Annotated in this window: 27 protein-coding genes; 3 read left to right on the forward strand and 24 right to left on the reverse strand. The window is 54.9% G+C overall.

From position 1 onward, the window contains the following. Positions 1 to 193 precede the first annotated feature (193 nt). Entirely contained in the window at positions 194 to 463 is a 270-nt protein-coding gene (locus tag LRP54_RS08170) for a hypothetical protein (protein ID WP_231235714.1), read from the forward strand. 760 nt (positions 464 to 1223) lie between these two features. On the opposite strand, the gene LRP54_RS08175 is transcribed toward LRP54_RS08170, so the two are convergent. The 19 genes from LRP54_RS08175 to LRP54_RS08265 form a co-directional block, all read right to left on the reverse strand. Next, positions 1224 to 1445 (reverse strand): holin, encoded by a 222-nt coding sequence (locus tag LRP54_RS08175; RefSeq protein ID WP_231235715.1) that lies wholly within the window; start codon positions 1443 to 1445, stop codon positions 1224 to 1226. 28 nt (positions 1446 to 1473) lie between these two features. Further along, positions 1474 to 2421 carry an N-acetylmuramoyl-L-alanine amidase gene (locus LRP54_RS08180; RefSeq protein WP_231235716.1) on the reverse strand — a complete coding sequence of 316 codons (948 nt, stop codon included), beginning with the start codon at positions 2419 to 2421 and terminating at the stop codon, positions 1474 to 1476. An 85-nt stretch (positions 2422 to 2506) separates the two neighbouring features. Further along, positions 2507 to 3871: a hypothetical protein gene (locus LRP54_RS08185; protein ID WP_231235717.1), complete on the reverse strand. Its 1365-nt coding sequence runs from the start codon at positions 3869 to 3871 to the stop codon at positions 2507 to 2509. Positions 3872 to 3875: 4 nt separating this feature from the next. Beyond that, positions 3876 to 4019 (reverse strand): hypothetical protein, encoded by a 144-nt coding sequence (locus LRP54_RS08190; RefSeq protein WP_231235718.1) that lies wholly within the window; start codon positions 4017 to 4019, stop codon positions 3876 to 3878. A gap of 21 nt (positions 4020 to 4040) precedes the next feature. Beyond that, on the reverse strand, positions 4041 to 6746 hold the full coding sequence (locus tag LRP54_RS08195; RefSeq protein WP_231235719.1) for a hypothetical protein: 2706 nt from the start codon (positions 6744 to 6746) through the stop codon (positions 4041 to 4043). A gap of 36 nt (positions 6747 to 6782) precedes the next feature. Continuing rightward, positions 6783 to 7610 carry a hypothetical protein gene (locus LRP54_RS08200; RefSeq protein WP_231235721.1) on the reverse strand — a complete coding sequence of 276 codons (828 nt, stop codon included), beginning with the start codon at positions 7608 to 7610 and terminating at the stop codon, positions 6783 to 6785. Beyond that, entirely contained in the window at positions 7611 to 11081 is a 3471-nt protein-coding gene (locus LRP54_RS08205; RefSeq protein WP_231235722.1) for a tape measure protein, read from the reverse strand. Positions 11082 to 11114: 33 nt separating this feature from the next. After that, on the reverse strand, positions 11115 to 11291 hold the full coding sequence (locus LRP54_RS08210) for a hypothetical protein (protein WP_231235724.1): 177 nt from the start codon (positions 11289 to 11291) through the stop codon (positions 11115 to 11117). Between the two features lie 74 nt (positions 11292 to 11365). After that, positions 11366 to 11890, reverse strand: coding sequence for a hypothetical protein (locus LRP54_RS08215; protein WP_231235725.1), 525 nt, complete (start codon positions 11888 to 11890; stop codon positions 11366 to 11368). Between the two features lie 19 nt (positions 11891 to 11909). Beyond that, positions 11910 to 12419, reverse strand: coding sequence for a phage tail tube protein (locus LRP54_RS08220; protein ID WP_231235726.1), 510 nt, complete (start codon positions 12417 to 12419; stop codon positions 11910 to 11912). Positions 12420 to 12430: 11 nt separating this feature from the next. After that, positions 12431 to 12853 carry a minor capsid protein gene (locus tag LRP54_RS08225; protein WP_231235728.1) on the reverse strand — a complete coding sequence of 141 codons (423 nt, stop codon included), beginning with the start codon at positions 12851 to 12853 and terminating at the stop codon, positions 12431 to 12433. Positions 12854 to 12855: 2 nt separating this feature from the next. Continuing rightward, positions 12856 to 13203 (reverse strand): minor capsid protein, encoded by a 348-nt coding sequence (locus LRP54_RS08230; RefSeq protein ID WP_231235729.1) that lies wholly within the window; start codon positions 13201 to 13203, stop codon positions 12856 to 12858. Between the two features lie 14 nt (positions 13204 to 13217). Then, positions 13218 to 13538 (reverse strand): hypothetical protein, encoded by a 321-nt coding sequence (locus LRP54_RS08235; protein ID WP_231235731.1) that lies wholly within the window; start codon positions 13536 to 13538, stop codon positions 13218 to 13220. Between the two features lie 10 nt (positions 13539 to 13548). Continuing rightward, a complete protein-coding gene (locus tag LRP54_RS08240) occupies positions 13549 to 13965 on the reverse strand; it encodes a hypothetical protein (RefSeq protein WP_231235733.1) in 417 nt (138 codons plus the stop codon). A 222-nt stretch (positions 13966 to 14187) separates the two neighbouring features. Then, positions 14188 to 15060, reverse strand: coding sequence for a phage major capsid protein (locus LRP54_RS08245; RefSeq protein WP_231235734.1), 873 nt, complete (start codon positions 15058 to 15060; stop codon positions 14188 to 14190). A gap of 80 nt (positions 15061 to 15140) precedes the next feature. Then, a complete protein-coding gene (locus LRP54_RS08250; protein WP_231235735.1) occupies positions 15141 to 15818 on the reverse strand; it encodes a hypothetical protein in 678 nt (225 codons plus the stop codon). Positions 15819 to 16084: 266 nt separating this feature from the next. Further along, a complete protein-coding gene (locus LRP54_RS08500) occupies positions 16085 to 17704 on the reverse strand; it encodes a phage minor capsid protein (protein WP_231235737.1) in 1620 nt (539 codons plus the stop codon). Next, a complete protein-coding gene (locus LRP54_RS08260; RefSeq protein WP_231235739.1) occupies positions 17685 to 19190 on the reverse strand; it encodes a phage portal protein in 1506 nt (501 codons plus the stop codon). The genes LRP54_RS08500 and LRP54_RS08260 overlap by 20 nt, the downstream gene beginning before the upstream one ends. Positions 19191 to 19268: 78 nt before the next feature. Continuing rightward, the gene (locus LRP54_RS08265; protein ID WP_231235741.1) at positions 19269 to 20543 is read right to left on the reverse strand and encodes a PBSX family phage terminase large subunit; all 1275 of its coding nucleotides are present in this window, start codon (positions 20541 to 20543) and stop codon (positions 19269 to 19271) included. Positions 20544 to 20620: 77 nt separating this feature from the next. Here LRP54_RS08265 and LRP54_RS08270 point away from each other — a divergent pair, with 77 nt between their 5' ends. After that, the gene (locus LRP54_RS08270) at positions 20621 to 21628 is read left to right on the forward strand and encodes a DUF932 domain-containing protein (RefSeq protein WP_231235743.1); all 1008 of its coding nucleotides are present in this window, start codon (positions 20621 to 20623) and stop codon (positions 21626 to 21628) included. Positions 21629 to 21830: 202 nt separating this feature from the next. Further along, positions 21831 to 22232 carry an ASCH domain-containing protein gene (locus LRP54_RS08275; protein ID WP_231235744.1) on the forward strand — a complete coding sequence of 134 codons (402 nt, stop codon included), beginning with the start codon at positions 21831 to 21833 and terminating at the stop codon, positions 22230 to 22232. On the opposite strand, the gene LRP54_RS08280 is transcribed toward LRP54_RS08275, so the two are convergent. From LRP54_RS08280 to LRP54_RS08300, 5 genes are all read right to left on the reverse strand, one after another. Further along, positions 22219 to 22719: a hypothetical protein gene (locus LRP54_RS08280; RefSeq protein WP_231235746.1), complete on the reverse strand. Its 501-nt coding sequence runs from the start codon at positions 22717 to 22719 to the stop codon at positions 22219 to 22221. The genes LRP54_RS08275 and LRP54_RS08280 overlap by 14 nt on opposite strands. Continuing rightward, entirely contained in the window at positions 22686 to 23795 is a 1110-nt protein-coding gene (locus LRP54_RS08285; protein WP_231235748.1) for a GNAT family N-acetyltransferase, read from the reverse strand. The genes LRP54_RS08280 and LRP54_RS08285 overlap by 34 nt, the downstream gene beginning before the upstream one ends. Beyond that, entirely contained in the window at positions 23774 to 24322 is a 549-nt protein-coding gene (locus tag LRP54_RS08290) for a ParB/RepB/Spo0J family partition protein (RefSeq protein WP_231235750.1), read from the reverse strand. The genes LRP54_RS08285 and LRP54_RS08290 overlap by 22 nt, the downstream gene beginning before the upstream one ends. Next, a complete protein-coding gene (locus LRP54_RS08295; RefSeq protein WP_231235752.1) occupies positions 24319 to 24711 on the reverse strand; it encodes a hypothetical protein in 393 nt (130 codons plus the stop codon). Before LRP54_RS08295 ends, LRP54_RS08290 begins: the two co-directional genes overlap by 4 nt. A gap of 104 nt (positions 24712 to 24815) precedes the next feature. Then, a complete protein-coding gene (locus LRP54_RS08300; RefSeq protein WP_231235754.1) occupies positions 24816 to 25229 on the reverse strand; it encodes a hypothetical protein in 414 nt (137 codons plus the stop codon). Between the last annotated feature and the right edge of the window lie 60 nt (positions 25230 to 25289).

A 25289-nucleotide genomic window follows, 5' to 3' on the forward strand; every position in this document is an offset into this window, starting at 1 on the left:
CCCCCCCCTTTTTTTTATGTCCTACGTGGGTAGGTGTGGATGCTCGGTGCTGAGTGAGTATAGGACATAACCTATTATGTGTCACACATCACTAAATATTAGTGTTTTTCAGCTTGACATGTCCTACTGACTGACATAGTATATACGTGTAGTCGAAAACGACGACACAACCTCAGGAAAGAAAGATTAAAAAATGAACAACATCACTTTAGAGCCTTACGAGTACGGCACCTTCCACGAAGCTGTTCATTGGCTCATCATTACCTCATTAGAGGCAGGCGAAATTTTCGTCTCAGTCGAGGAAGATTTTGATATCGACGCTATCGCTGACGAGGTAATCGACAGTCGTGAGATCATCGACGAAAACGGCTACTCGCGCGGAGTAGTGTTCTATCAGTGCGTGGATACTGACGAGTTCTGGGAGATTGTCAGAAAACACGCGCGTCCCATGCCCCTAGACTGACACTCAGATGAGTCATGGCCCCTGCAAAACGCGGGGGCCATCATCATATCTGTGAGGGAGGGGCAGACCATATCAGGCGTGTCTGCTCTAGAAAGGCGGCGTGCCGGGCGAGTCTCGGACCAGAAAGAAAGGTCCTACAGGTGTTCCCCGTGAGCGGGTCTTGTATTCCCTGATACCCCCAGCACGCGCACAGGGAATCATCCCACCACCCGCCCGCTCCTGTCAAGACCATTCCATCAGCCGACCAAAAAACCACACGCACGCACACGATGGCGGGCGCGGGTGTAGTCTTACAACATGTTCCCCACGACAGTGGGGATGAGCCAGCGTTGTTATTATTTAGCGACATGAGGCTAAACATTGATCCCTGCGTCAGCGGGGTTGAGCCGATAGGCTACTTGTGTTCCCTGCACTGACGGGGTGTCAAAACACAAAAATCACCCTCCCTCGTGAAGTATTCACGAGGGAGGGTGATTCTTATATGCGACTGTCGTTTAGGTTTGGTCGTGTTCTATATGCTCTATCCGGCACTCTAGATGATGATGGGTGCGCTCCGCCCGCTCATCCAGTAGCGTGATACGCTCATCCATACTGTTCAGACGATGGTCCAGCGCTTCCAACGCGCGCTCCACCCGCGTGAGCGAGTCCTTCATACTAGACCCGTGGTTAGGCTGGGTTTGTCGCCACGTGGCCGTAGCCGCGACCAGCGCGCCAAGGCCCGTAAAGCCGCCGAGGGCTTGCAGGATTTCTGGGAGTAGCATCAATCACCCTCACGAGAGAACGTGACCTCGTGCACGTCGGCCGCGCGCGGGTCCGCGATTGAGGTCAGCACACTGATAAGCGCCGCAGTGAGTGCCAGACCCACCGCTTGACCCCAATCCAGCCCCCACAACACGGTTCCCGTAGTCAAAACGGCAAGGAGAGCTTGTGCGGCTGTTTTCACGGCGCGCTCAAAAACCCCCAGCCAAAACGTTTTCTTCATATAAGCATCCATGTTTTTTCTCTTTCTTTCAGCTTAAAATCTCGTTCACGCGCGCCTGCACAGCGTCGTATGCGCCACCAAGCGCGGCCTTTCGATCCTCGCCGTTACCGTATTCGCCGCGTATCACGGCCTGAGCGAGCGCTTCAACATCAGGCCCACCACTGGCAGGCGCAGGGGATGCTCCCAGTAGTTCGTTCACACGCGCCTGCACAGCGTCAGGATCATAACCAGCGGCCCGTAAAGCCGCGTAGCGCGCTTCCCCGTTGCCGTAAGCGCCCGCTATCACATCCCGTGCCACAGCGTCCACACCAGCAGGCTGGGAGGGCCCACCCATCCCACACAGTTCGTTCACGCGCGCCTGCACAGCGTCATACATGCCACCAAGCGCGGCCTTTCGATCCTCGCCGTTACCGTATTCGCCAGCCAACACGCGCCGAGCTAGACCATCGATACTGTCAGCGCTAAACGCGGGCGCAGCAGGCGCAGGACGCGCCACGCTTGCCTGCGGTAGGGTGATCTCCCTAGCGTGAGCATCAATGCGGCCTACGAGGTCACGGTATGCGCCGGGGCACTGCGTCGCCACAAAATCCGAATGCACAGCAAGCGGCAAATCGCCGTACACGCTCCGCAGGTCAGCGACAAGCTCCGCAACCGTTGCTACGTCACCCTCACTTGCGCGCGGATTACACTCAATCGCAATCCCCATATCGTTGCCAGCTGAGCCGACCCCGATACCGTCGCCCGCGTGCCACGCCCGATCATCCGGGTCCACAATGCACGCCACACGGCCAGCTTCAGCCACATAATGCGCACTCGTCGTAGCGTTCGCGCGGGTCAGGTAGGCGACAACCCCCTCAAACGTCGGCCCACTAGCCGGGTCCCCCCAATGGTGCAACACAATCCGCGCAACACCATACGGCCGCCCCCCAGTGTACGCAGGGCTAGTGTGCGAGGTGATCTCCTCATACGATGACATAAAATTTCTCCTTATTAAAAATTTTTTCAGATACAGTGAAACCCCCAGCCCACAGGCGGGGGTATGAAACGTTTAGTGCATCTGGCTAATCTTCTGGCGCGAAAACGCACGAAATACACGCTTGGTATTGTGCTTTAGTCGACTGCTGGTGCACGTATTCGATGCTTAGTGTGCCGTCAGGAGTGAGAATAAGCGTTCCGGCAGTGTTGTTGTAACTCGGCCTTTGACCTATCATCGTAACTTCCGAGACGCTTACCGAGGCTACGTATCTTACTTGGCTTGGCCTGTGGTGTTCAGGGACTTTACCCAGTTCTGGGAGCGTGAAGCCGCCTTTTGATCCATGCGCGTTGATGATGGAGCCTTCAATGACGGTTAGGCCATTATAGTAGCGGATACGTGGGTTGTGAGTGCCGTCTGCGGGTACCCACTCATCGTTTAGTAGTAGGGGTTCCCACTCAGTCGTGACACCCCCGCCCCCCAATCCGGCGGGTCCTCGCTCGCCAGCGGGTCCTCGCTCACCGGCGGGTCCTCGCTCACCGGCGGGTCCTCGCTCACCGGCGGGTCCTCGCTCACCGGCGGGTCCTCGCTCACCGGCGGGTCCTCGCTCACCGGCGGGTCCTCGCTCACCGGCAGGACCTCGCTCACCAGCAGGACCAGCGGGGCCCGGTATCCCCCCGTGCTCTGCAATCGCGTTACTTACCCAGTTCCGGTCGTCATGGACCGCTTGCGCTAAGGCTTGGGTTTCACTCGCTTTACCTGTTGCTACCGAAGCGGCGTTTCTTGCTTCGCTTGCTTTCTCCCCAGCTACCGTAGAAGCGGCTTCAGCTTCCCCGACTTTAGCTGACAGGCTGAAAGCCGCTTTCATGATGTCGGCAGCATTTTTTTCAGTTTCATCAGCTGAACGTTTGGCACGTGAAGCAGCCTCCTCGGACGCGGAGACGGCTTCAGATGCGCGAGACAGGTTTTCTGACGCGCTTTGGGCGACCACTTCCACGCGGGCCGCTAGTGGCGCGTCTGCAACAAACACCGTCCCCATCTGATCGTCCACTGGCACGAGAGTGGCAAGGTCCACCGTTTGCCCGCGCGGAGCTGGAACGTAGAACGCGGGTATTTTCAGCTTCCGATTAGAAAAACGCACCTCATACAGCCAGCCTGTCGGGTTAGTGTTGGGATCATCGGTTGCGATCACCACGACACCCGCGCTACCGTCAGGCCCTCGCAGTACGCCGTTCTCGTCGATTAAAGCCTCAAAAGACGGCAGAGTGATGAGCATAGGGCGCGAACCGCGAAACTGGATGCGTTGAGCCGTGGGGGTAAAAGTGAGCTTTTCACCTGCGAGCGCTTCCAGGTCGGGGAGTTTATCAGAGTCGGAGCCGTCGATGAGTCCTTGGGCAAGAGTTGCTGTGATGCGACACCATCCGAGGTCGTGTGGGTAGGGGATGAGGGTCATGGGGTTATTCCTTTTCTGTGGTGTTGAGGTGTTGGCTGAGTTGGTGTTGTGTGGCTTCGAGTTGGGCGCGAGTAAGAGCCAGTTCGCGGATGAGTCGTGCGACCTCGCGGTCGTATTGGGCGAAAACGTCTGTGGCTGACAGGTCCACGGCGTACTCCTTTCGGGAGGGTTATACGTTGTATCCGTTGTCGCGGAGTAGTTTGCGTAGTGAGAAGCAGGTGCCGTTAAATCTGACGTACACGTCATCTTGGGTGATGTCGATGCCGTTGTTGTTGGAGCTGATGCCTGTGCAAGGAGCGCCATCAAGTGTGCCGTAGCGTATGGCGAAATTTGATCCGTCTGGGAATTTGAAATCGTTGCCGTTAAGCCAGATGTCGTTTCCGAAGTGGATGCCGGGTTTGTTTTTGTAGAATCGGCCTTTGGGGTCGAGGGTGAGCATTGTTGTGGAGTACTGGTCTGATGGGTGTATTTTGTAGCTCCATGTGACGTAGTCGCCTTCAGTGTGGAGGTTCATGGATAGGCCGCGCACGGTCGGGTCGTCGTGTTTGTTGTTTGCGCTGATGTAGCCTATTTTTCGGTCCCCTTCCCAGATTGCCATGCCGTCATCGTCGATTGTCATTTGTGTTTGGTTGTTCTCGCTGAATGTGATGCGGCCGTTGGAGATGCGTATTTTACTGGAGTAGGAGGATTGTTCTATGACTCCGCCGCTGATCGTGTATCCCGATATGGTGCCGCTACTGCCTGTGATTTTCACGGTTTCGTTGCCGGCGTAGTCGTATGCGTACAGGCCGGTGCTCGTGATTTTCACGCCCCTGCGAGCGGTGGGGGATGTTTGGAGGACGGACCCGTTGACAATGTAGGCATCGAGTGCGCCGGCCGTGATGTGTGAGGCTGTGATGGCGTTTGCGGCTATTTTGTCAGCCGACACGGAAAGCGCGGCGAGGTGAGAGGTTTTTATCGCTCCGGGAGCGATGATAGATGCGTCCCGGATTTGCACGATCAGATTACCTAGAGCATCGGTAGATGATGCGAGTTGCGCGCCGAGTTTACTCGCGTCAAACAGGGGCTTGATTTGAGTGAGCACATACTCTGACCACGGTCCTATGTTTGCGCTCGTATCGACGGCCCGCACTCGCACATAGTAGTTTTTGTTCACGTCAAGACCTGAGCGGTACCAGGTCAGACCATGAGCGTAGGCTACTTTCGCGTCCACCGCAGGTTGCGGCGTGGAGCTGCTGGAAACCGCGACCTCCCAGTAGTCTGTGTCGTTTGGCATGGGCGCGCCAGTGGAGGATTGGCCGCTGTGTGTGACGATGAGAATACCGAGTTTCGCTTCCACTTGAGGGCGCGCAGGTTGAGGCGGTGGCTCTTTGTCGATAGCGAGCACATGCTCAAGCGCACTTGACCATAGTCCCCACACGTTTTGAGCGCTACGCGCCCGGACTCGTATTCTCCACCGTTCACCGGGGTAGCCTTGGATGGTGATTTTAGGTTCGTGGCAGGTGTAGTAGCGGGTTTTGTCACCGTTTTTGGTGACCTCCACCAGATACTCTTCTACCGTCACTTCGCGGTTTTCGGTTGTGAGGCTCACGGGTGCCCATGAGAGCGTGAGGACGGAGTGGAACGCGCCAGAAGCGTCACTGACAGGATCAGATGAGGCTAAAAGATCTACAGGCGCTTGTGGGGTACCTTTTTCCGCGCGCGGGCCCCCCACCCCAACGACAGGGGAGTTTTCGCCGCCCACCATCCCGTCGGATAGGTCAGTGGTTTTTCTTGCGAGACGTTCTAAAAGCGCTTCAATACGATCACCCAAGGTAACCCACGCGCTCCATGTCCCATCTTCAGCGAGTTTGACACCTGTTTCACGCACGCGCAGTTCTGATCCGCTGGCGTTGACCCAATCCCCCAGATTGTAGTCCACCCACGGTAGCGGGGATTCTGGGTCACCGGTGAGGGTCCACTCGCGCCGATACTGCCTGCGGGGGTCTTGCCCGCGTTTGGATACTTCTTCTAGATACAGGGATGCTGTTTCGTCTCGCTCGACTTGGCCTTGCTCGTTCCATTTGACGATACGACCAAAAGCGCGGGCCGCATTCGGGTTGTTTTTCTCCCACTGTTTACCATCTTTACCACGAAAACGCGCAAGGGTTGACACGTACTCAAAACTCGTGGTCACAGGGGCCGCTTCAGCGTAAGCGTCGATGAACGCCACGCTCTCATTTCGGCGCGATAAAAACCCTCCCGACCGGTACACTTCCAACGCGCGAGCGTTCATACGCCACTCAACCGCGCCTTTAGAAGACAGCCATTCTAAAACTTTTTCAAAAGACGCTGACGGGGCGAAAGTGCAGCGCGCGTTTTTACCCCACGGCTGATTGTGCGAGTCCCGTTGAGCACTAAAAGACCATTCTAAAGCCTTGGCCCACTCTAACCCGTACTTCGTATCACGAGAACGCGCCTCGTTAAACAGAGTACACAGGATAGAACCCGGCGATTGCGCGGGAAAAACCCGTTTCCCTTCCTCATCATCAGGTGTTGGTATAGTAACGGACTCGAAACGTAGGGCGGTAGAAATACCAATCATGCTGATAGTGGTCGCCCCAAAATCTTTCACGGGGTCTTGCACATACCCGGTGGTGAAAAAACGCGCGCCCGCAGGCTCAATCCACTCGTCTTTGATTTTCACCAGCAAGGCAACCTCAACCATATCGCGCAAACACGCGGCTTGAGGCGAGCCCGCAGGCAGCGTCACTGACAGCGTCGAATGGTCACACAATTTGCCAGCCCATTCCAGCGAGGATATGTCGGTGACAGTGTGCAGGGCTTGACCCCACGGCTCATACACCACGAGTTTGACAGCGCTAATACTCGTCAAGGCTCAACCCTCCTTTTTCCAAAATTTTTCACGCGTTTAGATGAATGTCTGCCCGCAATATGCCGACACTTTCGTTGTGGCAAGCGTTTGCTTAACGCCATCAACAAACACGTCTACGGCATAAGAGCCCGAAAAGTCAGGCAACACGGGACTAGAATCGCTCACGTTCACAGTAGACACAGCCGATGGGTGAACCCACCACTCATCAAGACTCGCTGGGACCGTCCATGATTGCCACCCGCTTACAATGGCGGCCTGCCCAACATCGACTCGTCCAGCCCACTCGCAAACCACGCCATCGACCGTGACAGCACGAAACCCTTGACACGGACCTTCAATGCGCCACACGGGAGACACTGGCCCTGAACCGCCTTCGGCAGCCCTTAAAAAACCCGCCACACGATCCTCACCTAAAGGGGCAGACCAAAAACCGTCTAAAAGCTTGACGAGAAACGCTGCTGGAACAATATTTTCAGACAATTCCTCACCGCTACTTGACGTGCTCACCACACACCGTTGCACACACGGCACGCCACCTATCACAAGACCCATCGTAGAAATGCGCCCAAGCCTCATAACCCTCGTAAGCTCCGCCAGGTTCACATCTCTCACATAACGCGGATCATCACTCGCCGCACCGCCACGCGCGCTCACATGAAAACGCAACACCATATCCACAGCCCCTAAAGGCTGACGCACCTCAGGCACGAAAGCCCCGTCCCGACTGGGAGAATTCGATGCCACGATCTGCGGTGATGCTTGCGGGCGCTCACCCGTAGTGTGAAGGAGCGTCCAACGCCCCTCGTCGTCTATGAGTGCGACACCGTTCATGGATGCCTCACGCGATTCGAGTTTGAATCCCATTTACAGCACTCCTACAAGACGTGCGATTGCCGCGCCTTCTGACGCGGTATCTGAATCGGGCTTGGTGAAAGCCTGTTGAATGTTTTGAGTAAAATTCACAATCGTCCCCGCCGCGCGCTCAGCTCCACGAGAAGTCGTATCCGTCAGGCCGCCAGCCGCATAGCGGTTCGCGCCTGCTGGGATGTACACGTCTCCGAATCTGCGCGCAATCTCGGCCATGATTTTTTTGCTCCGGTCACGTTTACTCAGGGCCAGTGGGATGTATCCTTCGCCACCGGTTTCAGGCTCAGCCCAGATTCGCCACGCCCCAGCGGGCGCGATCTGAGCAACATGTTTTTCAACGCCGCCACCCGCGTATTTACGTATGCCGCCGTTCTTGTAGTACTCGACGATGCCGCCTTGAGCAAACGTGATCCCGCCTTGACCGCCGCCCAAGCCTGTTGATACGCGTTGCCCAAAAATTTTGATATACGCGCTGCGCCCGTTAATGTTTCGCACAATCGTATCTGCCACTGCTGTCGCATTGTCACGTCCTTCAATGGCGATGCCGGCCTTTGTTCTTTCGACAACCGTTTTCGTCCAGTCCAGCGCGGTGAGCGCTTTAGTGTTATCAGCCAAAACCTTCATCACACCTTCAGAGGCATTCATGTCTTTCAAGGTTTCTTTGAGAGTTTCCATTGCGGGCAATTGATCGGCTCGAAGCGTTACCGTCCCTTCGGATTCGTTAACATCCCCGATCATGGTGAACAGCATGGCTAGAGCCGGATCAGTGTCAGCGTCTATCGAGAATGTTCCTTCAGATGTTTCAACCAGCTTCAAATACCTTGCCAGACTTTTTACAGCTTGAGAATCGTCGGTGAGCAGGGTGATGGTCCCGTTTTTGCTTTGGATATGGTCTAAAAGCCGTCCTGTTTTAAGGAGAGCTTCCTTCTCATTCACGTCAAGAATAAGGGTCTTGTATTCGGGGATGAAACCGATTTTTTTGATATATTCGTCAACTTCTTTTCCGACAAGGCCGAAACTTTCAGCCTGAGCGCGAAGGGTAGCTTTGTTTTCTTCAACTTTCGCGTTCAGCTCGTCTTGGCCTTTACCGGCTTTCACCATGTTTTGCAGCTGAGTGTCCATTGCCTGCGCAGCCCCGACTCCGGCTTCAACGAATTTCCGCGTGCTTTCCGCAAACCAGTCAACGCCGCCAGAATATGCTTTCGCGGCCCGCTCTCCGCGTTCTAGCTGCTCGTTGAGCGCTTGAATAGCGTCGGAAACACGGTAGTTTGCCATCGTGAGATCACCTTGAGCGGCCGCACGATCACGTTGAATGGCGTAGAGTTTCTTTTCAGCCTGTTCTAAGGCTTCTTTCGCTGAGGCCTCGTCACGTGTGAGGTTAACCGATTTTTGGGTAGTGTCGTTAGATTCCCTTTTCGCCTCTTGCTCTTTTTTGACAGCCTCGGTTTCACTGGATACCGCTTCTTCTAAGGCTTTGAGAGCGTCCCTCTTAGCGTTGTTTGTCGCCAATTCGACATTGAGCGTCTTAGTGTAAAGCTCGCCAGAATTACGTCTTTTGACTAGCGCTTCATGTTCTTGCTCAAGCTCCTCACGTACAGCCTTTACGCGCCCTTGAAACATTTCCTGCGCGCGGGCATTACCCGTAGCAGCAGCTGTCACAAGATCAGTTGCGATAGCGAGCTTTTTCGCGTTTTCTATAACACCATCTTCAGTGAGTTTTTTCAGCACAATCGCGTGAGTCTGCTTAGTGATAGCCCCCGTCTCACTATCGAGAGAATTGGCGAGTTCGTCAGTGTGCGCTTTAGCTTCAGCCTGCTTGGAAGCGAAAACCGCGATCACCGCCGTTACAGCCGTGATAGCAAGACCCACAAGATTCGTCGGGGACAGTAAAGCCGTTAGCGCCCCTTTTAACCCCATCACAGCGGCCCGCACACCGATAATAGGCGCGGCCACGTTTTGCTCTAACGCCATTTTCCGCGTAGTACTCACAAAAGACGCGACCGCTTGACCAGAGTGCATCAGCCCGTCCCTGACAGCCCCCAAAGGCTTGTGGAACGCGACAAGAGCCGCAGCTACCGTCAACAGGGGCGTGGGTAGACCGCTGATCCACGCGGCAAAACGCCCGCCCAATTCAACGAGGGGCACAAGAGAGGTTGCCGCCTGCACGCACAGTGACGCCACAGCACCCATGTGTGAAATAAAACCAGCCGCCCCTGCCGCTACCACTTTCAGATGCGGAGCGAGCGCGTTAATCAGCTGCAAACCCAAATTTGCGGCTGCTTTGGCCAGTGACTCCAGCTGCACGTAGGCAGGATGGAGCGCGCCTGTGAAAGCTTCCGCAGCTTCTCGTAGCTTCGGCGAGGTAGCAACCAAAGCGCCGATGCCCGCGATCACGGGGCCTAAACCCGCTCCGAGCCGACCTAGAATCGGCAGGGGACGCAACCCGAGTGTCACGAGAGATGCTGCAAGACCGCTCACTAGCGGCGTATAAGCCCCTAGGTCTTTAACTTGCCGTATGAAACGTTGCAGGTTAAAAGATTGGACTTTTGACGATACGGTTTCCAAGCTTTTTGTGATAGCGTCGAAAACGGGTACGCCTTTAATTTTAATCTCATCCATCACGGTCGTCACGTGTTTTTGTAGACCGCGCATGATATCAGCGACAAGGTTCGCCCATTTCACGGCCATCCCACCGCCGTTAGGGTCAATGAAAGGCTGGGAGATAACAGCCCCAGTATCGCGCCAAGCCGCCTTAATGCGGTCTGTCGCGCCCACCCATTGCTGTTTGATGAGGTCTGTTGCCCCGCCAAATTTTCGGGCCATCCCGCTAATCATTGCGTCTAAGGCGTCTTCAGCGTTGATTTTGTTTTTTGAGATTGCCGCTTTCACCTCAGCAGTACTCATTCCCATAGCCTCACCGATCAGCTGGGCCGCGTTAATACCACGTTGCCCCATTTGGATGAGGTCTTGCCCTGTGATTTTCCCAGCCGCTTGAATCTGGGCCATCACGAACACCAGGTCTGAGAGCTGTTGTGCGGACCCGCCAGCAGCAGCAACCGCGTTTTGCACAGCATCCAGCGTGGGGATAACTTTTTCCGCGCTCATACCGAAAGCTAAAAGCTGCTGTTGCCCTTGGATGAACAGGGCTTTAGAAAAAGGCGATTTTCGGGCCAGGGCGTTCAGTTTTTCCATTTGGGCGTTGACAGCTTCAGTAGAACCGAGAATCGTTTTCAACGCCGCACGGGAGTTTTGCTGCATACTGTTGTAAGCCGCGCCAGTTTTGAACAGTTTCACGCCCAGTGTCGTTGCTGATGCCGCTGCTGCCGTGACAGTGGAAGCTAGAGCCTGTCCTGCGCTTTTAGCTACCTGCGCGGTTTTAGTGACGAGGGTTTGCACGTTACCCATGCCTTGACGGAATTGGGAATCGTCCAAGCTCAGATAAAAAGCGAGGGTGCCAACGTTAAACATGAGGGTAGGCTCTCCAATGTGGTGCTAGTGAGGCTAGTGAGGGTGTGTGAGTGCGTGTAAGCGTGTTCCCGGAAGCGCGGTCGCGTCAAGAACAAGCGTTCTAACATATGGCCATGTCAAACCTGCGCCCGCCCATTCATGCACGTTATAGGTTTGCGCGAGGTCAGCTACCGCCAGATGCCAGTTGGTGATGATGAGCCACCAGTCCACTCCCCTGCGGGGGGTACCAGCGTGTGGGGGCGTTTTGTAAGACGCGTAGATAGGTGTGCCGTCAGGGGCGTAGTCTATGGGGTCGCCTTGCCCGTAGGCCGCCCATTCTTGGAGGGTTTGCGGGTTTTGGCTTTTGGGCGAGCGCTATTTTCGGTTTTTCGTTGCTCACGTAGCGCGTCTTGATAAAAATGTACGGCTTCTTCACTTGCGCCATTGCCCCAGTAGACGATGGCTGATAAAAGAGCGGCTTCAATGAAAGCCGGTGGGCATCCTTCGTTTGTTAGACGTTCATATTCGCCTGCGCCTAGTACGAGGTCGGCTTGTTCTTGTAGTGTGGTCGGCCAGCCGGGGATCGTATCAGTGACAAGTGGTTCCTCGCCTGCCTGAGCGCGTCGGAACTGCTCAGCTTGGAGAGCTTGGAAACCGGTGATGAGCTTACCTGTTTCCACGCTGGGCACAGGAGAGGTGATCTCCCACTTGTCGGCTTTCATATGAAACGGCTGGGGGAGATATGCGGTCAAATCTAGCATGTGGCGTCCTTTAATGTTGAGTGCGGGTGGCACACCGGCGGCGCAGGAGGACCACTGCCGGTGTGCCACGTCTTATAGGGTGGTGGGGTTAGTCGGTGACGAGAGGGTTCTTAATTTTTGTGCGGGGGCCTTGGCCGGTGATAGTGAACTGCCAGCCGCCTTCTTCGTTAACCCCGGTTGCGGATCGAACCATTTTGACGGTCCCAAAGCCTTCGTAAGCGTCGTTCGCGTTGGGTTTACCTGATGAGGGTTTGTCATACCAGCGCACGTGAACGGTCGCGCGGTTGCCGTAAGCGTCCGGCTCAGATGCTGCTTTCAGTTTTTCAACTTCCGGCAGGTAGTTGCCGCTTTCGCTGATTCGATGCTGCTGAATCGTTAGTTCAAGGCCCCAGTTTTCACCGGTTTTAATCGGATGGTCCGCGCCTTTATCGTCATAGGTGGCCCCGTCGACGGTTTTCGGCTCAGCGGTGGGCGCAATAACCTTGCAAAAACGTGTGCTTTGCCAGTTAGGTGAAGCGCCAGCGTCCGCTAAGTTAACGTCCACGCCGTATTCGTAGGAGAAACCGTATTCGGTGTTCACAGTGTTTTCAATCGCCATGAGAAGAATCCTTAAAGGTTGAGAGTGATTTCGTAGTTGTCGCTTCGCTCATCCATCCCTCCGGGGGATAATCCGAGCTGAGCGGTGGAGATGTGGCGGATACGCGCCAGACGTAACGCCCCTTTATGCTGATGGTGCAGTCCGTGTAAAGCGTCAAACACGCGGTCCGCTACAGTGTCCGCCTCGCGCGGGCAGCGGCACAGCACTTGGACGCGTACAGTGGTACTTCCCGTGCTTATGTTGTTTTCACGCGCATACACGTTGATAGCCAGAGCTTTAGCTTCATCCGGTGGCAGGCGTTTAGCGTAGACGAAAGGTAACTGCGTGGAAGCGGGGTACTCGCCGTCAAAGCCCGGCCAGAAAGCTACTCCGGCTTGGGTAAGTATCGTACCGATAGCGTCTATCACGTTTTGCGTCAACCCTTCAAGAGTCATGCTCATTTTCCTCCAGCGCGTTCTAAAGTGGTTATCACTATGCGTTCCATAGTGCTTTTCTCATCGTCGGCCGCAGTTTCAAGGTATTTAGCTTGCCCTCCTTTAGGGTGACGATAGCCAAGCTCCTCATGCTGACGCACAGCGTAAGGAGTGTTGAAAGACACGGCGGCTAGAGCGCGATTCTCATGCAGGCTTACTGCTGCTGAGGCACGTAAAAGACCTTCACGGATAGGCGTGAGCTGCACGGATTGTGTGCGCAGATGCTCCCCAGCAAGACGTAGGGCGTGTCTTTGTGCGCCCCGCAGTTTCGCCTGTATTTTGGGCCCGTTCCACGTGACGTGAACTTGCATTGCACCACGGCCTTTCAGTCAAGATAGAGGACATCGTGTTCTGGCAGGCCGATAGGTGCGCCCTCTGCGCGCGAGATAGAAATGACGCGACCGGTCCGCCCCGAAGGTAAAGTGATACGCGGCTGGTTATCAAGCGTTGTCACAACACCTACTGGCGTGGCAACGTGAGCGCTTGATACGACTTCCTCGCCGTTAGTGTTACGCACAAGAGCGGGTTTTTCTGTAACAAAACAGCCTTGTACGCTTACACCTTCACCTGCTTCATCCCCGTAGGGTGTGCGTTTCATTTGATGCAGCACGATAGTGTGTACGCCGAAAATATCCAGAAGATTCACAGATGCGCACCTACCCGATCACGACAGGCGCACACGGGGTGGCACCCGCAATCTGGAGGATCAGACGCGATTCTAAACACAATGTGCGAGCGGCGGCGGCGCGTTCAGCTATTTTCGTAGGACCATTATCCGCATAAGTGATGGACCCACCGTTGAGAGAAGCGGAAGCAACAAGCCTACCTTTAGCATCCAAACCTTCAGCAAACGGGGTAATACCCAAAGAATGCCAGTACTCTGCTTGAGTACACACCGCGTCGATGATGACCTGACGCTGATCGTTTTCGTTAAGCGGCGTGCTTTTCGCCAAAAAATTAGCGACCAACAGCCCCGCATGACGTAGGAATGATGCCGGCGCGCTTTCAAAATTGCGGCGAGGCTCGTTGCACTCGCGCCAAGCAGCATATTCCTGTGGGGTGATCGTCAGCATAATGAGCCTTACCGTGTATGGGAAAACTAAAAAGGGACCGCGAGAACCGCTTACGTCGGAAGGAGCCACACCGCGCGCAAGCAGTTCTCACGGAGTCTGTTAGGCTTTCGCCTTGCTTGCGCGCTTAGGCGCAGGTTTGGATGCCTCTTGATCTGCGGGTTCCGTTTCCGCTACGACCTGATCGGCCTGCTCATGGTAGCGGCGCAACAGCATTCCCATGTCTTAGCCTGCAAGAGTGATGTCGAGAACGCCCTGATCGGACAGGCGTTTAACCGCATAGTGCATGGTCGTCGTAATGACTGTCGTGCGCTTGAGAATGTCACGATCCATTTCCACAACAGGGCGGCGCTTGTACATAAGACCCAAGCTGTTACGTTTAAGAAGCACAGCGTGGTTTGCCGTCAAGCGGTTCGTCACAAACACAGGAACGCCCGCAATATCACCAATGCGGCCGCGCTGGACCACTGACCCCATTCCTCCAGCAGAGGTTTCGGTGGCCCGAATAAACTGCTCGTCTTTCATGATTTGGGCGCGCTGCTCAGAGCGGATGTAAAGGCCTGCGAATTCTTCCGGCTCCCATTCGTCGCCGAAAACACCGATGGCGTCAACGAGGCCGTTCCATGTCAGCCCGCCTGTTGCATTGGCTTGATACGGCTTAGAATCGGTCTTGGTGCCGTCTCGTTTTTCAATTCCTTGGCTGATGACCTCAGTTGCGACCTTGATGAGATCAGCGTCTACCTTTCGGGCTGCGAGAATACCAAACTGGCGCAGGGCCTCATCTTGAGCGTTGCCGATGCCGACAAGCTGCGCTGTGTCAGTGATTTCAACAGCCTTGCCAGCTTCTTTAATTGTCGCTTTCGAGGATGTTTGAGTTAAGGTTTCGGTTTCCATCGAAACGTTTTCGCTCAGGTCAGCCATTTCAGACAGTACCCCCCACTTGGGGAATACGATGCTCTGACCGGGCTTACCAGCGAGGGTATCTTGCGTCAGGACAGCAGGGGAAGCGCCGACGATGGCCTGACCTTTGAAACTTTCGCGGGCGATGTCAGCCCACACGTCGGGGCTGTAAAGATTTTCTGAGAGTATGGTTGCCATAGTGAGTGTGTTCCTTTCATACGCAAACTTTCGACCTTAAGATCGCCTGTGTTTGCTAGGTGGCTGTGATACGTAGTCTTTTAGAGCTGAGCGGACAAGCTTGTGTACAGCTCCCGGTTGGAGGTGTACAGCTCTTGTCGTTCCTGCCCTGTCATTGACTTGAAACGGTCGAGAGTGACGTTTCCTTCGCCGCTCCCGGCGGCATGGTCAATGCTGGATTGTCCCGTCGCCTGGACGGGTTTGAACTTAGGGTGGTCGGTCACGAATCGGATGATTGCGTCAGTGAGGGCTTGAGAGTCGGCGGTGTCGATGCCAGAGAGGGTGCCTTGGAAACTGGCTGAGTCGATGAGCATGTCCGCGTCAGCGATACCTTGGGCCGCCTTGTACACGGCGAGAAGTGTTTCAGCCTGTGTTCTGGCGGCTTCGGACTGGGCGACCCTTGCGGTGAGGTCTTCCACGCTGGGCTGCTTCTCGTCGGTTTTAGTCAAGCCCAGCGCTTCACCGATCTTGCGGACGAGGTTTTGCTCAGCTTGCTCAGCGGCCTTTTGCTTAGCGTTAACCCTGTTGGAAGCGGCCTCAGAGCGTAGCTGGTGGATCATGTTGTGCAAGGTTGCCACATCAGTGGGCAGCCCTTCACCTTGAGCGGGCGTTGTATCTGCACTGGTGATATCGGGTTTTCCCGATATTTCTGCCCCGTCTTGCTGAGGGGTGGCCTCAAGCTCAGCAGCATCGGCGGCGTTGGCGTTGGTGTTTGACATAATGGTTCCTCACTCACTCCTGGTGACGATCAAAGACCCGGTCGGTCCTGTTTTGGATAAAACAAAACCCGCAACCAAAACAGGTGCGGGTGGTCAATATTGTTGCTTGAAAGGGGTTAGGTGAGGGCCCCTTGCCTGCCCCAGGATTTCTCCCTCAGGTGGGCTGGCTGGCTTTCCTCGCCTATGAAGATAGAGGGCCCCTTGCCTGCCCCAGGATTTCTCCCTCAGGTGGGCTGGCTGGTACCCTCTAACTTCGCTTCAGTATATCACTGATCGCTGAAAAAGTGAAGTCTTCGATCTTTGTCGATGACGACAACCTTTTTCACGCGCTCGTGTAATCTAAGTCGCTTTTCTACCTCACCTACAGCGAACGAGTCTTCAAGCCCGCAACGGAACAAGTCGATCACCAAATGCTCACTTTGCTTCTTTCCGCGCTTGAATTGACTGTCGATCGTGCTTTTCTCGGACGAGCCTTTTGGTGCCTTAAACTCCCAAATCTCATCGAAAAGGAGTACGTCGGGATTCTTTTCGCCTTCTCTGTGTAAGGTTTCTCGCCAGTCCACGTCTACGCTGTAGCGGTTGAGAGTTTCGGCTGTGTGCAGCTCATGGGCTTTCGGTGGGTCCGGCATGTTTGGAGGGACGTAAGTTCGTCCTCGAGGAAGCGTGTCGATTCTCGTTTCGGCTAAGGCTTCGAGCGTTGTTACTTTGCCCGTCTTCGGCAGCACCCCGACCTTTCCTGCGGGTTTTGTGCGTTTGACCCGTGGTGCGGCTTTCAGGTTAGCCTCGCGGTATCGCAAACGTTGTAAAGTGGGGTGCTCTACTAACAGGTCGCGGACTTTGGTTTGCAGCGCGCGGATTTCAGATCGTTTCGCTGTCATGGTTTCAGGGGTGAGAGCAGCCGTGAGTTCGCGTTTCTTTTTCCTGATCTCCCGTTCCAATGCCCTCTGTTTTTGGGATGCGTCGTAAGTGGTCTGATCCCAACTAGCACCGTCAGAATAGGGTTTGGTCGCGCCGGGCAGGTAGAGGCTGTAGGAGTGCTCACAGTTAGGATGAAACAGCCCCTCGGCTTTAGCTTGGTCCATCGTCCCATCCACCTTCACAGCTACCCATTGGTTGGGATCAACAGCAGAAGGCAGGTAGTTAATACCAACTGGCGTTTGGCCTGTCAGTGACAGTACAGCGCCCTGCCACGGGCCGCATTTAGAGCACGTGTAAGCGTGTCCGGTGACCATCACGAGGTCAAGACCAGAGCTGATGAGTGTTTGATCGTAGCCGTGCCGCATGGCGCGCATAGCCCCGGTGCGCACAGCCATTTCAGCGTAGGAGTCGATGCGCCACCGTCTGCCTGATTTGTCCATGAATGATTTGATCCCGCGCGAGGCGAACTCTTGAAGCGCGTCCTCGGTAGCTTGCAAGCGGGTCACTGCCCCTAAAGCAGCTTCAGTAACGGCAGTTGCCATTGCGTTTTGGTAAACGTCCAATGCGTCTCGTAGGATGAGTGCGGGTAGGCTGGTGAGATTTTTTAGAGTGTCAGCGGCGATAGCTGATAATCCGAAAATGCTTTGAGATTCCAGCGTTGACGGGATGTTCCCTGCTGCGAGTTGGGCACGCAAGTCCATTTGCGCTTGGCCTTGTCCCGCGTCAGCGGCCACATCAAGAACTTCCTGTGCTTGGTCAAGAACCAGCTCCCAGTCACGGCCTAGCAGTTTTTCAATGCGCGCACGAAACGCTGCAATCTCAGTGAAACGTCGCACCGAGTAGCTTTTCGCGCCGAGATTTTTCGACGCGGTTTTCACGATCTCGAAAATGAGCCGGTCTTCAACGTCTTGGACAAGCTCGGCGATGATTTGCGCGCCTAAACGGGCGTCATTCGGATTGAGGCTCACTGTCGGTTACATCCTCCCCGTCTGGTCTCCACGCGTCTGGGGATGCGAGTGGCTGTGATTTTTTAATCAGCTCAACCTCAGCGTCTACCTGTGTTTGGTCCCAGTCGGGGTGTGCCATGCGCACGCCCGTTTCAATAGACATCAGCTCAGCTGAGCGCAGGGTTGAGATCGTTTGGGTGAGCGCGGAAGCTGATTCTTCAACGAGTCTGGGGAAGGTGACCGCGAGGTCTGTTGGGTCTAGGCTGGGAGTGTTGTAGACGGCTTGATCGGTGGCCAGCATTTTCACGATGAGGGCTTGAAGTGCGGGTTTTTCAAGCCTCGCCTTGCGGTTCCGCGTCGTGTTAGTTTGAGACTGACGCGCGATAACCTCTGTTGCGGTGATGTCCGTGTCGGGAGTGTCCTCAAACGAGGCCGCAGAATAGCGGGCCGCCCGCAAAATGCGTCGCGTGAGTTCGATGGCTGTTTGTTGGTGTTCTTGCCAGCGTATTGTGAACTGCTGGGCGTGGATCGGCACGGTGTCAGCCATAGACCCGGCCAGACCTTCGAGAGGTGTGAACACCTCTTGGTCGAGGTTGAACGCTCCACCGGCGCTACCGAAAGACTGGTCGAGCATGTCCCTGTCAGCGAAAATGCGGGCTTTGCCGAGGCGGACATCTCGCATCCACGCGGAGTACACTTCATCGAGAGCGTCCATAAGGCCCTCAACACCGTCAAGGTCTGAGCGTCCTAGGTTGCGGGCTTGGTGGTGGTCGCGCCACCTGCGCACGGGCGTGAGGTTAGGGACGTATTGGACAGCGAGCCCCGGTGTGATGCCGTCGGTAACGTACCCGTCCATTCCGACCACTTCAGCTAACGGCGCGGTTACAGGGTGCTCAGCGAGGGGGCGGAGCATTCCGAGATTGTCATATGTGCCCTCGTAAAGACCGTGGAACGTGAGCCCCATACCGGCGGGGTTGAGTTCGTGGCGTTCTAAGTGGCGCAACACGCGCGACCCGTCGCTTTCAAGGACCGTCCAGAACGTGACAGCGACAAGATGACCCCAGCGAAATTCTGGCAACGCTGAATCAGCGTCCACTGTGGTGAGAAATGGTCGATCAGCGATTGTCCGGTCCCATGTGACGCGGTGGTATCTGCCCCCAAAGGCCGCGCCGGTTTCAGCTCCTGTGAGAAGCTGCTCGAAAAGACCATCGTCAATGTAGCGTTCAATCCGGGCGGTGGCGGCCTCGGAGGATGCTGTGATTGACGGCGGGTTTGCGTATAGGAGGTCAGCGGATGTTGCGCATAGGTCCGATGCGATAGGCACGTGCAGGTCGTTACGGGACGGGTGGTGTTGGTCGGTGAGGGTGCGCCCCCAAAAGAAGCGCGACAAAAAACCTCGTAAGCCTGTGCGCCGCTGGTAGTTTCGGGCGGAGCCTGTTTGTTGGCCGTGGTAGACCTGCCAGAGCTTGTCTGGCTCTCCCAGCCACCATGCTTCCCATTCGTCCATTTTCGCGGTGATAGGCTGCCAGTTTTTCGGGGGCCACGGAGTGTTGTTTGCGGGGAGAGGCACCTATCATCGTCTCCTTCAGGTGGTGTGGGTGAGTTTAATGGCTGTGTTGTCTACGGTCCTGCGCCACAGGCGTTCAGTGGTCGCTAACGCGTAGCGGGCCGCGTCGAGACTGTGGTCGGCGGTTTTGATGGGCTTATCTGCCCCTGCTGCTTGGGCTTTAGGGTCCCACGAGTAGCCGGGGGCTTCCTTAATGAGACCTTGACAGCGGTCGGCGATTTTGAGCCACCCTGCGCCCAGCCCGTTCGCCATGAGGCGGATCCCGTAGAGGACGTCGTTGTTAGCGTCGGTGAGGCCCCATGCTCCGTCTTGTTTGAGTTGGACCTTGAAGCTCGCGGCGGCTGGGTCAACGATGATTCGGCGGGGTTGAACATCCATGCGTGGCGCGTGTGTTGTGGTGTGGAGCCAGTTGAGCAGTGCTTGGGATTGTTCGGCGTCGGTCCATGTTCCGTGACCTCGGTTGGTTGAGTCGAGACGCCATTCGTCAACAAAATAGAGGATGCCGTCCTCGCCCATAGCGAGGATGAGCGCGGCGGTGGGGTTTTGAGTGCCATAGTCGATGCCCACAGCGTAAGCGTCAACCATACGTGGTAATTCGTCCCATTCCACCACGTGTTTTTTAGGGTCCCACATGTCATAGACCGCGCCTTCGGCGGACACCCATTCGCCTTGAATGAAGCGTCGGTACCACAGGCCGGAAAATTCACGCTTGACGGATTCAACATATTCTGGGGTTAGGCCGGGGTTGTCGTCCATTGTGAAATGATGGACGGCCCAATCGGGGAGTAATCCTTCTTCATGCCTGTCGATGTAGTTGGTTTTCAGGTAGTGCGCTGGACTATCAGGGTTAGTGGTGGCGATCATTTTCGCGCGTGGCACTGAATGGCGTCCGAGTAACTGAACGAACATGGGTTCAGGTAGGAGCGTTGCTTCGTCGACCATTGACCCGGCGAGTGTGAGTCCTCGGATTTTTGATTCGGCCTGAGCATCATTGGCGCTGATGATTTGTACGTCGCGGCCCATGATGGTCACCACGTCGGTTTTTGATGTGTAGTGTCCGATGGCTTGGGGTCGGATTGCTTTGATTACGTCGAGGATGTTTCGGGTGATCGTGGTTTTGGTTTTTCCGATGATGGCGAGGTGGCCTTCTGGCGATTTGGGTAGCCAGTGAAGCCAGATGAGTATTGCGATGACGGTTTTACCTGAGCGGATAGCGCCATCAAGGAGGAGGAATCGTACTTCGGGTGTGAGGAAGTCCTTCCAGGCGGTTTGTTGTTTCAGTGAGATTCCCACAAAATTCACGTTTTCCTTTGGTTTAAGCCAAAAACTCTGATATACTAATTACATCTGAACTGATGAAAGGAACTCAGATGTCACACCAAATCGAAACCATCGACAACACCAGCTTCTTCGCCTCCGCACTTCAACCTGCGTGGCACAAACTCGGAACCGTCATTGACCACCAAATGGATGCGCTCGAAGTACTCACCGAAGCACACCTCGCCGGATGGAATGTCCGCAAACGACCAATGACCGTCCAAATTGATGCGGTCGACGAACTATTCACAATGAGAGAACAAATCAGTGTTCCGCGCTACGAAGCCGTGGTCCGAGACAACCCTGTAACAATGGGAATTGACGTCCTTGGAGTCGTGGGAACGCAATACAGGCCCTTCCAAAACGAAGAACTCGTTGACCTACTTGAAGCCGTTGTTGATGAAACCGGGGCGAACTTTGAAACAGCAGGTAGCCTCAACGGAGGACGACGCGTCTTTGTTTCAATGAAACTTCCCAACTCAATGGTTCTCACCAATGGCGACACCGACGATCAAACCAACTTCTACATCACGATCATGAATTCACACGACGGAACCTCGTCGCTCACGATGATGACCACCCCGATTCGTGTTGTTTGTGCCAACACTCTTGCATGGGCATTCAAAGAAAACCGGGGAGTTGTCCGTATCCGTCACACGGAAAACGCCTCATTCAAGATTGCAGAAATCCGACGCGATCTTAATCTCTCGTTCGGGTACATTGACGAATTTCAAGAGGAAGCACAACGACTCATTGACACTCACATGGATGAAGAACATATCCGCAAAGCCGTTGAGGATGTGTTCAAACTGTCGGAAGATGACATTTCCAAACGAGTTGAAACCACACGGCAAGAGCACGTGGACAACGTTATGAACCTATACCGCTATGCGCACACGCTCGACGGGGTGCGAGAAACCGCATGGGGAGGACTTAACGCCGTGACCGAGTATATTGACCATCATCTTGACGAGAAAATCAATGATGAAAAACGCGCGTCCCGTTCACTATTTGGGGGAGGCAGCACACTTCGTCAGCGAGCGTTTGCGACCTTCGCTTGAGATATACTGAATATATGCAAAATGATTGGTTGGACTACCAAGCGATCAGTGACCTTACGGGACTCAACGTAAGGTCACTTCGCGCTGCGCAAGGCCGTGCTAAGCAACACAGAAATGTAGAACTTCACAAGCCAGGTGACATGCCGCCGCCTGATACTCACATTGGAAGGACCCCAGTTTGGAAACCAGAGACGATCACCGAGTGGCGATCACACGTCAGACAATCCTCAAGGCGCTAACGGTTAAACAGCCGTGGGCATCTCTCATCATGAGCGGTATCAAACAGATTGAAAACCGGTCATGGAAACCCCGCGTGAATGTGGGTGAACGGTTCGTCATACACGCCGGTTCAGGTGTTGCTGATGCGAAGCGCATACCGAAAGAATTCCTCGCAACGCTTCCTGATGAGCGGCCAAAGATGTTGGCGCTTGGAACCGTGATTCTCATGGGGTATCACCTGCCTGGCGAGGATTGTGATGAGCGATGCGAGGTTTTCGGTGTGCCCGATGCTGGTTACCACTGGGAATTGGGCTCACCTGAATGGTTCGATAAACCGATTCAGATTCAAGGCAAGCTAGGGATGTGGCCCATCAGCGTGGAGTGAACTGAAGTCCTTTAGCATCGGGGGAAAACGCTGGTGTGAATCCTTTTGACCATTCGAGTGCTTCACCAACGGTGTTGAATCGCCTGCTAATCGGTAGTTCGACGTTGGACCAGTAGCCTATATCTGCCCCGTCAAGTGGTTTAAGGTACACATCTTCCCAAGTTTTTGGATCGGATGCTGTAAACCACGCGATGATGAGAATGTGACTGTAGAGGCGCGCGGTTGCTTCGAGGAATTTTGTCATTCCTTCAACGTTGCGTCCACCTCCAAGGTCGGCTGCGTATGAGCATCCGGGGGTTTGGTCCATGAGGGACATCATCATTCCAGCTCCGGTAGTGAGTAGGAGCCCGTGTCCTCGTGTTGCTGATTCGTTGGGATTGGTACCGTAGGGATTTTCCCAAGCGTGGACAATGTTACTAACGCCGTAGCATGAGGCCAGTTGGTTTGGCGTAATTATCTTCGTAAGTTTTGGGGAATAAATACCCATCCCGTTGTGAGCCTTCCTGCGCTTGTTCTCATTTTCTGATGCTTGGAGGTGCGTCCTGTTTTGGCTTTCATTGACGGGCCTTGAGCAAGCCTCCACATGTCCGGGTGGCGTAGTCGGTGTTTAACTAGTGCGGGTGATGATGTTACGGCGCGGAATCTGAGGTGTTCGCGTTGCCAGAGCAGTTCGGCGACAGTTTCAATCATACGGTTTCCGATGCCGAGACCTTGGAAGTCTGGTAGTACTACTGTGCGGTGGCCGCGTCGCCAGCCTTTGTGTCCCATAGATGGGAGTATGGAAAAGAATCCTGCGAGTCGTTCTGGCTGGTTTCCGAGTTTGACGTATGCGAGGAATACGCGCGCGGCGGGGGAAAGGTCGCCGGTTAGATAGTGATGGTTGCGAAAGATTGGCCAGGCTTGGCGTAGGCCTTCTCGTATGACCATAGTGATTTGGGGGCGCCTTTTACACCCCCAGGTGAATTCGTTGGTGTCTGTATCGAATACCCAATCTGGTTGGAGCCATTCTTCGACGTCTTTGTGGCATGTGACGGCAACGAATTGGCGGCCTGTTTGTCTGCGGATTGTTTTGGCGACTGCGTGTGAAGCAGCAGCGGCTACGGTTCGGTCAACGGTTGAGGTGAATTCGTCGAATACGACGAGTCCGTTTGGGGTTTCGGCGAGTGCTCGTGCGAGGTCTGCTCGGAATTGTTGTCCTGTGGATAGTACGTGGTATGGGCGTAGCCATGCGGGTGTTGATGAGAAGCCAACTGAGTTCAGGATGAGTGTGATGTCCTGTGGGGTCATTTCCCTCGGGAAGTCATCGACGAGGGAGTGGCTGTTCCATTGGTGTTCGCCTTGGATGGTGGTGTTTGGCCATAGGTGGCGTGCGATGGTTGTTTTGCCGGAGCCTGATGCTCCGGTGATGAGTCCGATGGTCCATTCTTTCTCATCGATGGGCATGTTTGCTCGGAGTGTGAATGTGGATTCATCAGCACGGGGGATGTCGAACATTCCTTGTATTTTGGCGACTCGGAATGTGTTTTTGATGGGGGATGTTTTTACAAGGTTAATAGTCGGCATTTTTCACCTTCGTTGGTCAGGCGGGTGAATAAGGCTTCTTGGTGCGTTTCGGATTGGCATTCGACCACGAGTTCAAAGCGTTCGGTGTAGGTGTCTTCTATGCCTGAGTCTTCGGGGTCGGTGTTTCCGGTGAGTTCGTCGAGGTCTTGTTCGGTGTATCCGGTGCCTTCGTAGTCTTCGTTGAGGGTGTCGATGAGTTGGGTGATGAGTTCGTTATCGTAGGTGCCGAGGTCGGCGGTTTTATTGTCGGCGAGGACTATGCGGGTTGCTTGGTCTTCGTCTACGTCGATGATGTGTGCGGTGATGGTTTCCATGCCGATTTGTCGAGCGGCTTTGAGCGTGTGGTTACCGGCGAGTACTTCCATGTGGCGACCTGTGTGGGTGCCTTTGTTGACGACGATGGCGCGGTATTGGCCGTTTCGTTGAAGGGATTCCGCGATTTTTGTTACATTTCCGAGCCTTGGGTTCTTGTAGTAGAGGTTGAGGCTTTCGGTTGGGACTTTGCTTGTGGTCAGGTCGTGTGTCATTGCGTGTCCTGGTTAAGGAGTTGTTCAAGCATGGATTCGGTTTCGCGGATGTCGGATGTTCCGCCTTGTGTGTCGAGGTTAAGGAGGCGTGCGCGGCGTTCTTGGATGCGTAGGATGCGGTCGATGGCTGCGGTTTCGCCTCGCATGGCGCGTGCCCATAATGCGCGTTGTAGTGCGTCAAGGCGGCGGGCTTCGACTATGCGGAGACTATCGGCTGGTTCTTGGATGGTGAGCCTTAGTGCGTCGCGTAGGTCTCGGTCTATTTGGCTGGTTGATTTTCCGAGTTGTTTGGCGATTTGGTCGAGGGTGAGTCCGGCTTCTCGTAGTTTGAGGGCTTTTGCCATGCGGTCGGCTCGTTCTTTTGTGGGGCCTCTTTTCTTGCGTGGCATGGATTTGTTTCCCTCCCTCTTGTTTCCCGACTCCTGGTCGCGCAGTTGGGGGTATAGGTAAGCCCCCGACCTGCGAGCAGTGTACGGGGGTTATTGGAGTTGGGTTAATCGGATTCTTCCGCAGTGTCGATACCGAGTGCGTGGCATCGTTTGAGTGTTTTATCTCGGTTGTGCTTGAATCGTAGCCACGACTTGTCTTCGCCTAGATTCGTGATTTCAAGTGAGCTCAGGCTGCGTAGGTTTTCGAGAAGCTCGGGGTCATCTGCTAGATCGATAGCTTTTTCAAGGTTCGTATCGTAGTAGTCGATGCTGACGTGCAGGCGTTTTGCGTGTGTTACCCCGTTTTCTTTTCCGTCTAACACTGCCCACCACTTCTTTTCGGCGCGTTCAACCTGATCTAGCCCATTTTTCAGGAGGTCGCAGGCTTTCCTATCGTCTTGTGTGGCTGGGCTACATGCGGAGAGTCCGAGTGTGAAAATGAGCAGAGTGATGGTGGTGAGTGCGGCCTTGCGTTTCATGCCTTTGAGTATAGCTATCTTAAGGCATTTGTGTGTGTGTGGGAACGGCCAGTCATTGCC

The sequence above is a fragment of the Schaalia sp. lx-100 genome (assembly GCF_021083625.1).
Lineage (GTDB): Bacteria > Actinomycetota > Actinomycetes > Actinomycetales > Actinomycetaceae > Pauljensenia.

Bases quoted from the DNA above. Each gene is read 5' to 3' on its own strand.
- LRP54_RS08170 (WP_231235714.1), top strand. From the start codon at position 194: ATGAACAACATCACTTTAGAGCCTTACGAGTACGGCACCTTCCACGAA.
- LRP54_RS08175 (WP_231235715.1), bottom strand. From the start codon at position 1,445: ATGAAGAAAACGTTTTGGCTGGGGGTTTTTGAGCGCGCCGTGAAAACA.
- LRP54_RS08180 (WP_231235716.1), bottom strand. From the start codon at position 2,421: ATGTCATCGTATGAGGAGATCACCTCGCACACTAGCCCTGCGTACACT.
- LRP54_RS08185 (WP_231235717.1), bottom strand. From the start codon at position 3,871: ATGACCCTCATCCCCTACCCACACGACCTCGGATGGTGTCGCATCACA.
- LRP54_RS08200 (WP_231235721.1), bottom strand. From the start codon at position 7,610: ATGGGATTCAAACTCGAATCGCGTGAGGCATCCATGAACGGTGTCGCA.
- LRP54_RS08205 (WP_231235722.1), bottom strand. From the start codon at position 11,081: ATGTTTAACGTTGGCACCCTCGCTTTTTATCTGAGCTTGGACGATTCC.
- LRP54_RS08220 (WP_231235726.1), bottom strand. From the start codon at position 12,419: ATGGCGATTGAAAACACTGTGAACACCGAATACGGTTTCTCCTACGAA.
- LRP54_RS08225 (WP_231235728.1), bottom strand. From the start codon at position 12,853: ATGACTCTTGAAGGGTTGACGCAAAACGTGATAGACGCTATCGGTACG.
- LRP54_RS08230 (WP_231235729.1), bottom strand. From the start codon at position 13,203: ATGCAAGTTCACGTCACGTGGAACGGGCCCAAAATACAGGCGAAACTG.
- LRP54_RS08240 (WP_231235733.1), bottom strand. From the start codon at position 13,965: ATGCTGACGATCACCCCACAGGAATATGCTGCTTGGCGCGAGTGCAAC.
- LRP54_RS08245 (WP_231235734.1), bottom strand. From the start codon at position 15,060: ATGGCAACCATACTCTCAGAAAATCTTTACAGCCCCGACGTGTGGGCT.
- LRP54_RS08250 (WP_231235735.1), bottom strand. From the start codon at position 15,818: ATGTCAAACACCAACGCCAACGCCGCCGATGCTGCTGAGCTTGAGGCC.
- LRP54_RS08260 (WP_231235739.1), bottom strand. From the start codon at position 19,190: ATGGACGAATGGGAAGCATGGTGGCTGGGAGAGCCAGACAAGCTCTGG.
- LRP54_RS08270 (WP_231235743.1), top strand. From the start codon at position 20,621: ATGTCACACCAAATCGAAACCATCGACAACACCAGCTTCTTCGCCTCC.
- LRP54_RS08280 (WP_231235746.1), bottom strand. From the start codon at position 22,719: ATGGGTATTTATTCCCCAAAACTTACGAAGATAATTACGCCAAACCAA.
- LRP54_RS08285 (WP_231235748.1), bottom strand. From the start codon at position 23,795: ATGCCGACTATTAACCTTGTAAAAACATCCCCCATCAAAAACACATTC.
- LRP54_RS08290 (WP_231235750.1), bottom strand. From the start codon at position 24,322: ATGACACACGACCTGACCACAAGCAAAGTCCCAACCGAAAGCCTCAAC.
- LRP54_RS08295 (WP_231235752.1), bottom strand. From the start codon at position 24,711: ATGCCACGCAAGAAAAGAGGCCCCACAAAAGAACGAGCCGACCGCATG.
- LRP54_RS08300 (WP_231235754.1), bottom strand. From the start codon at position 25,229: ATGAAACGCAAGGCCGCACTCACCACCATCACTCTGCTCATTTTCACA.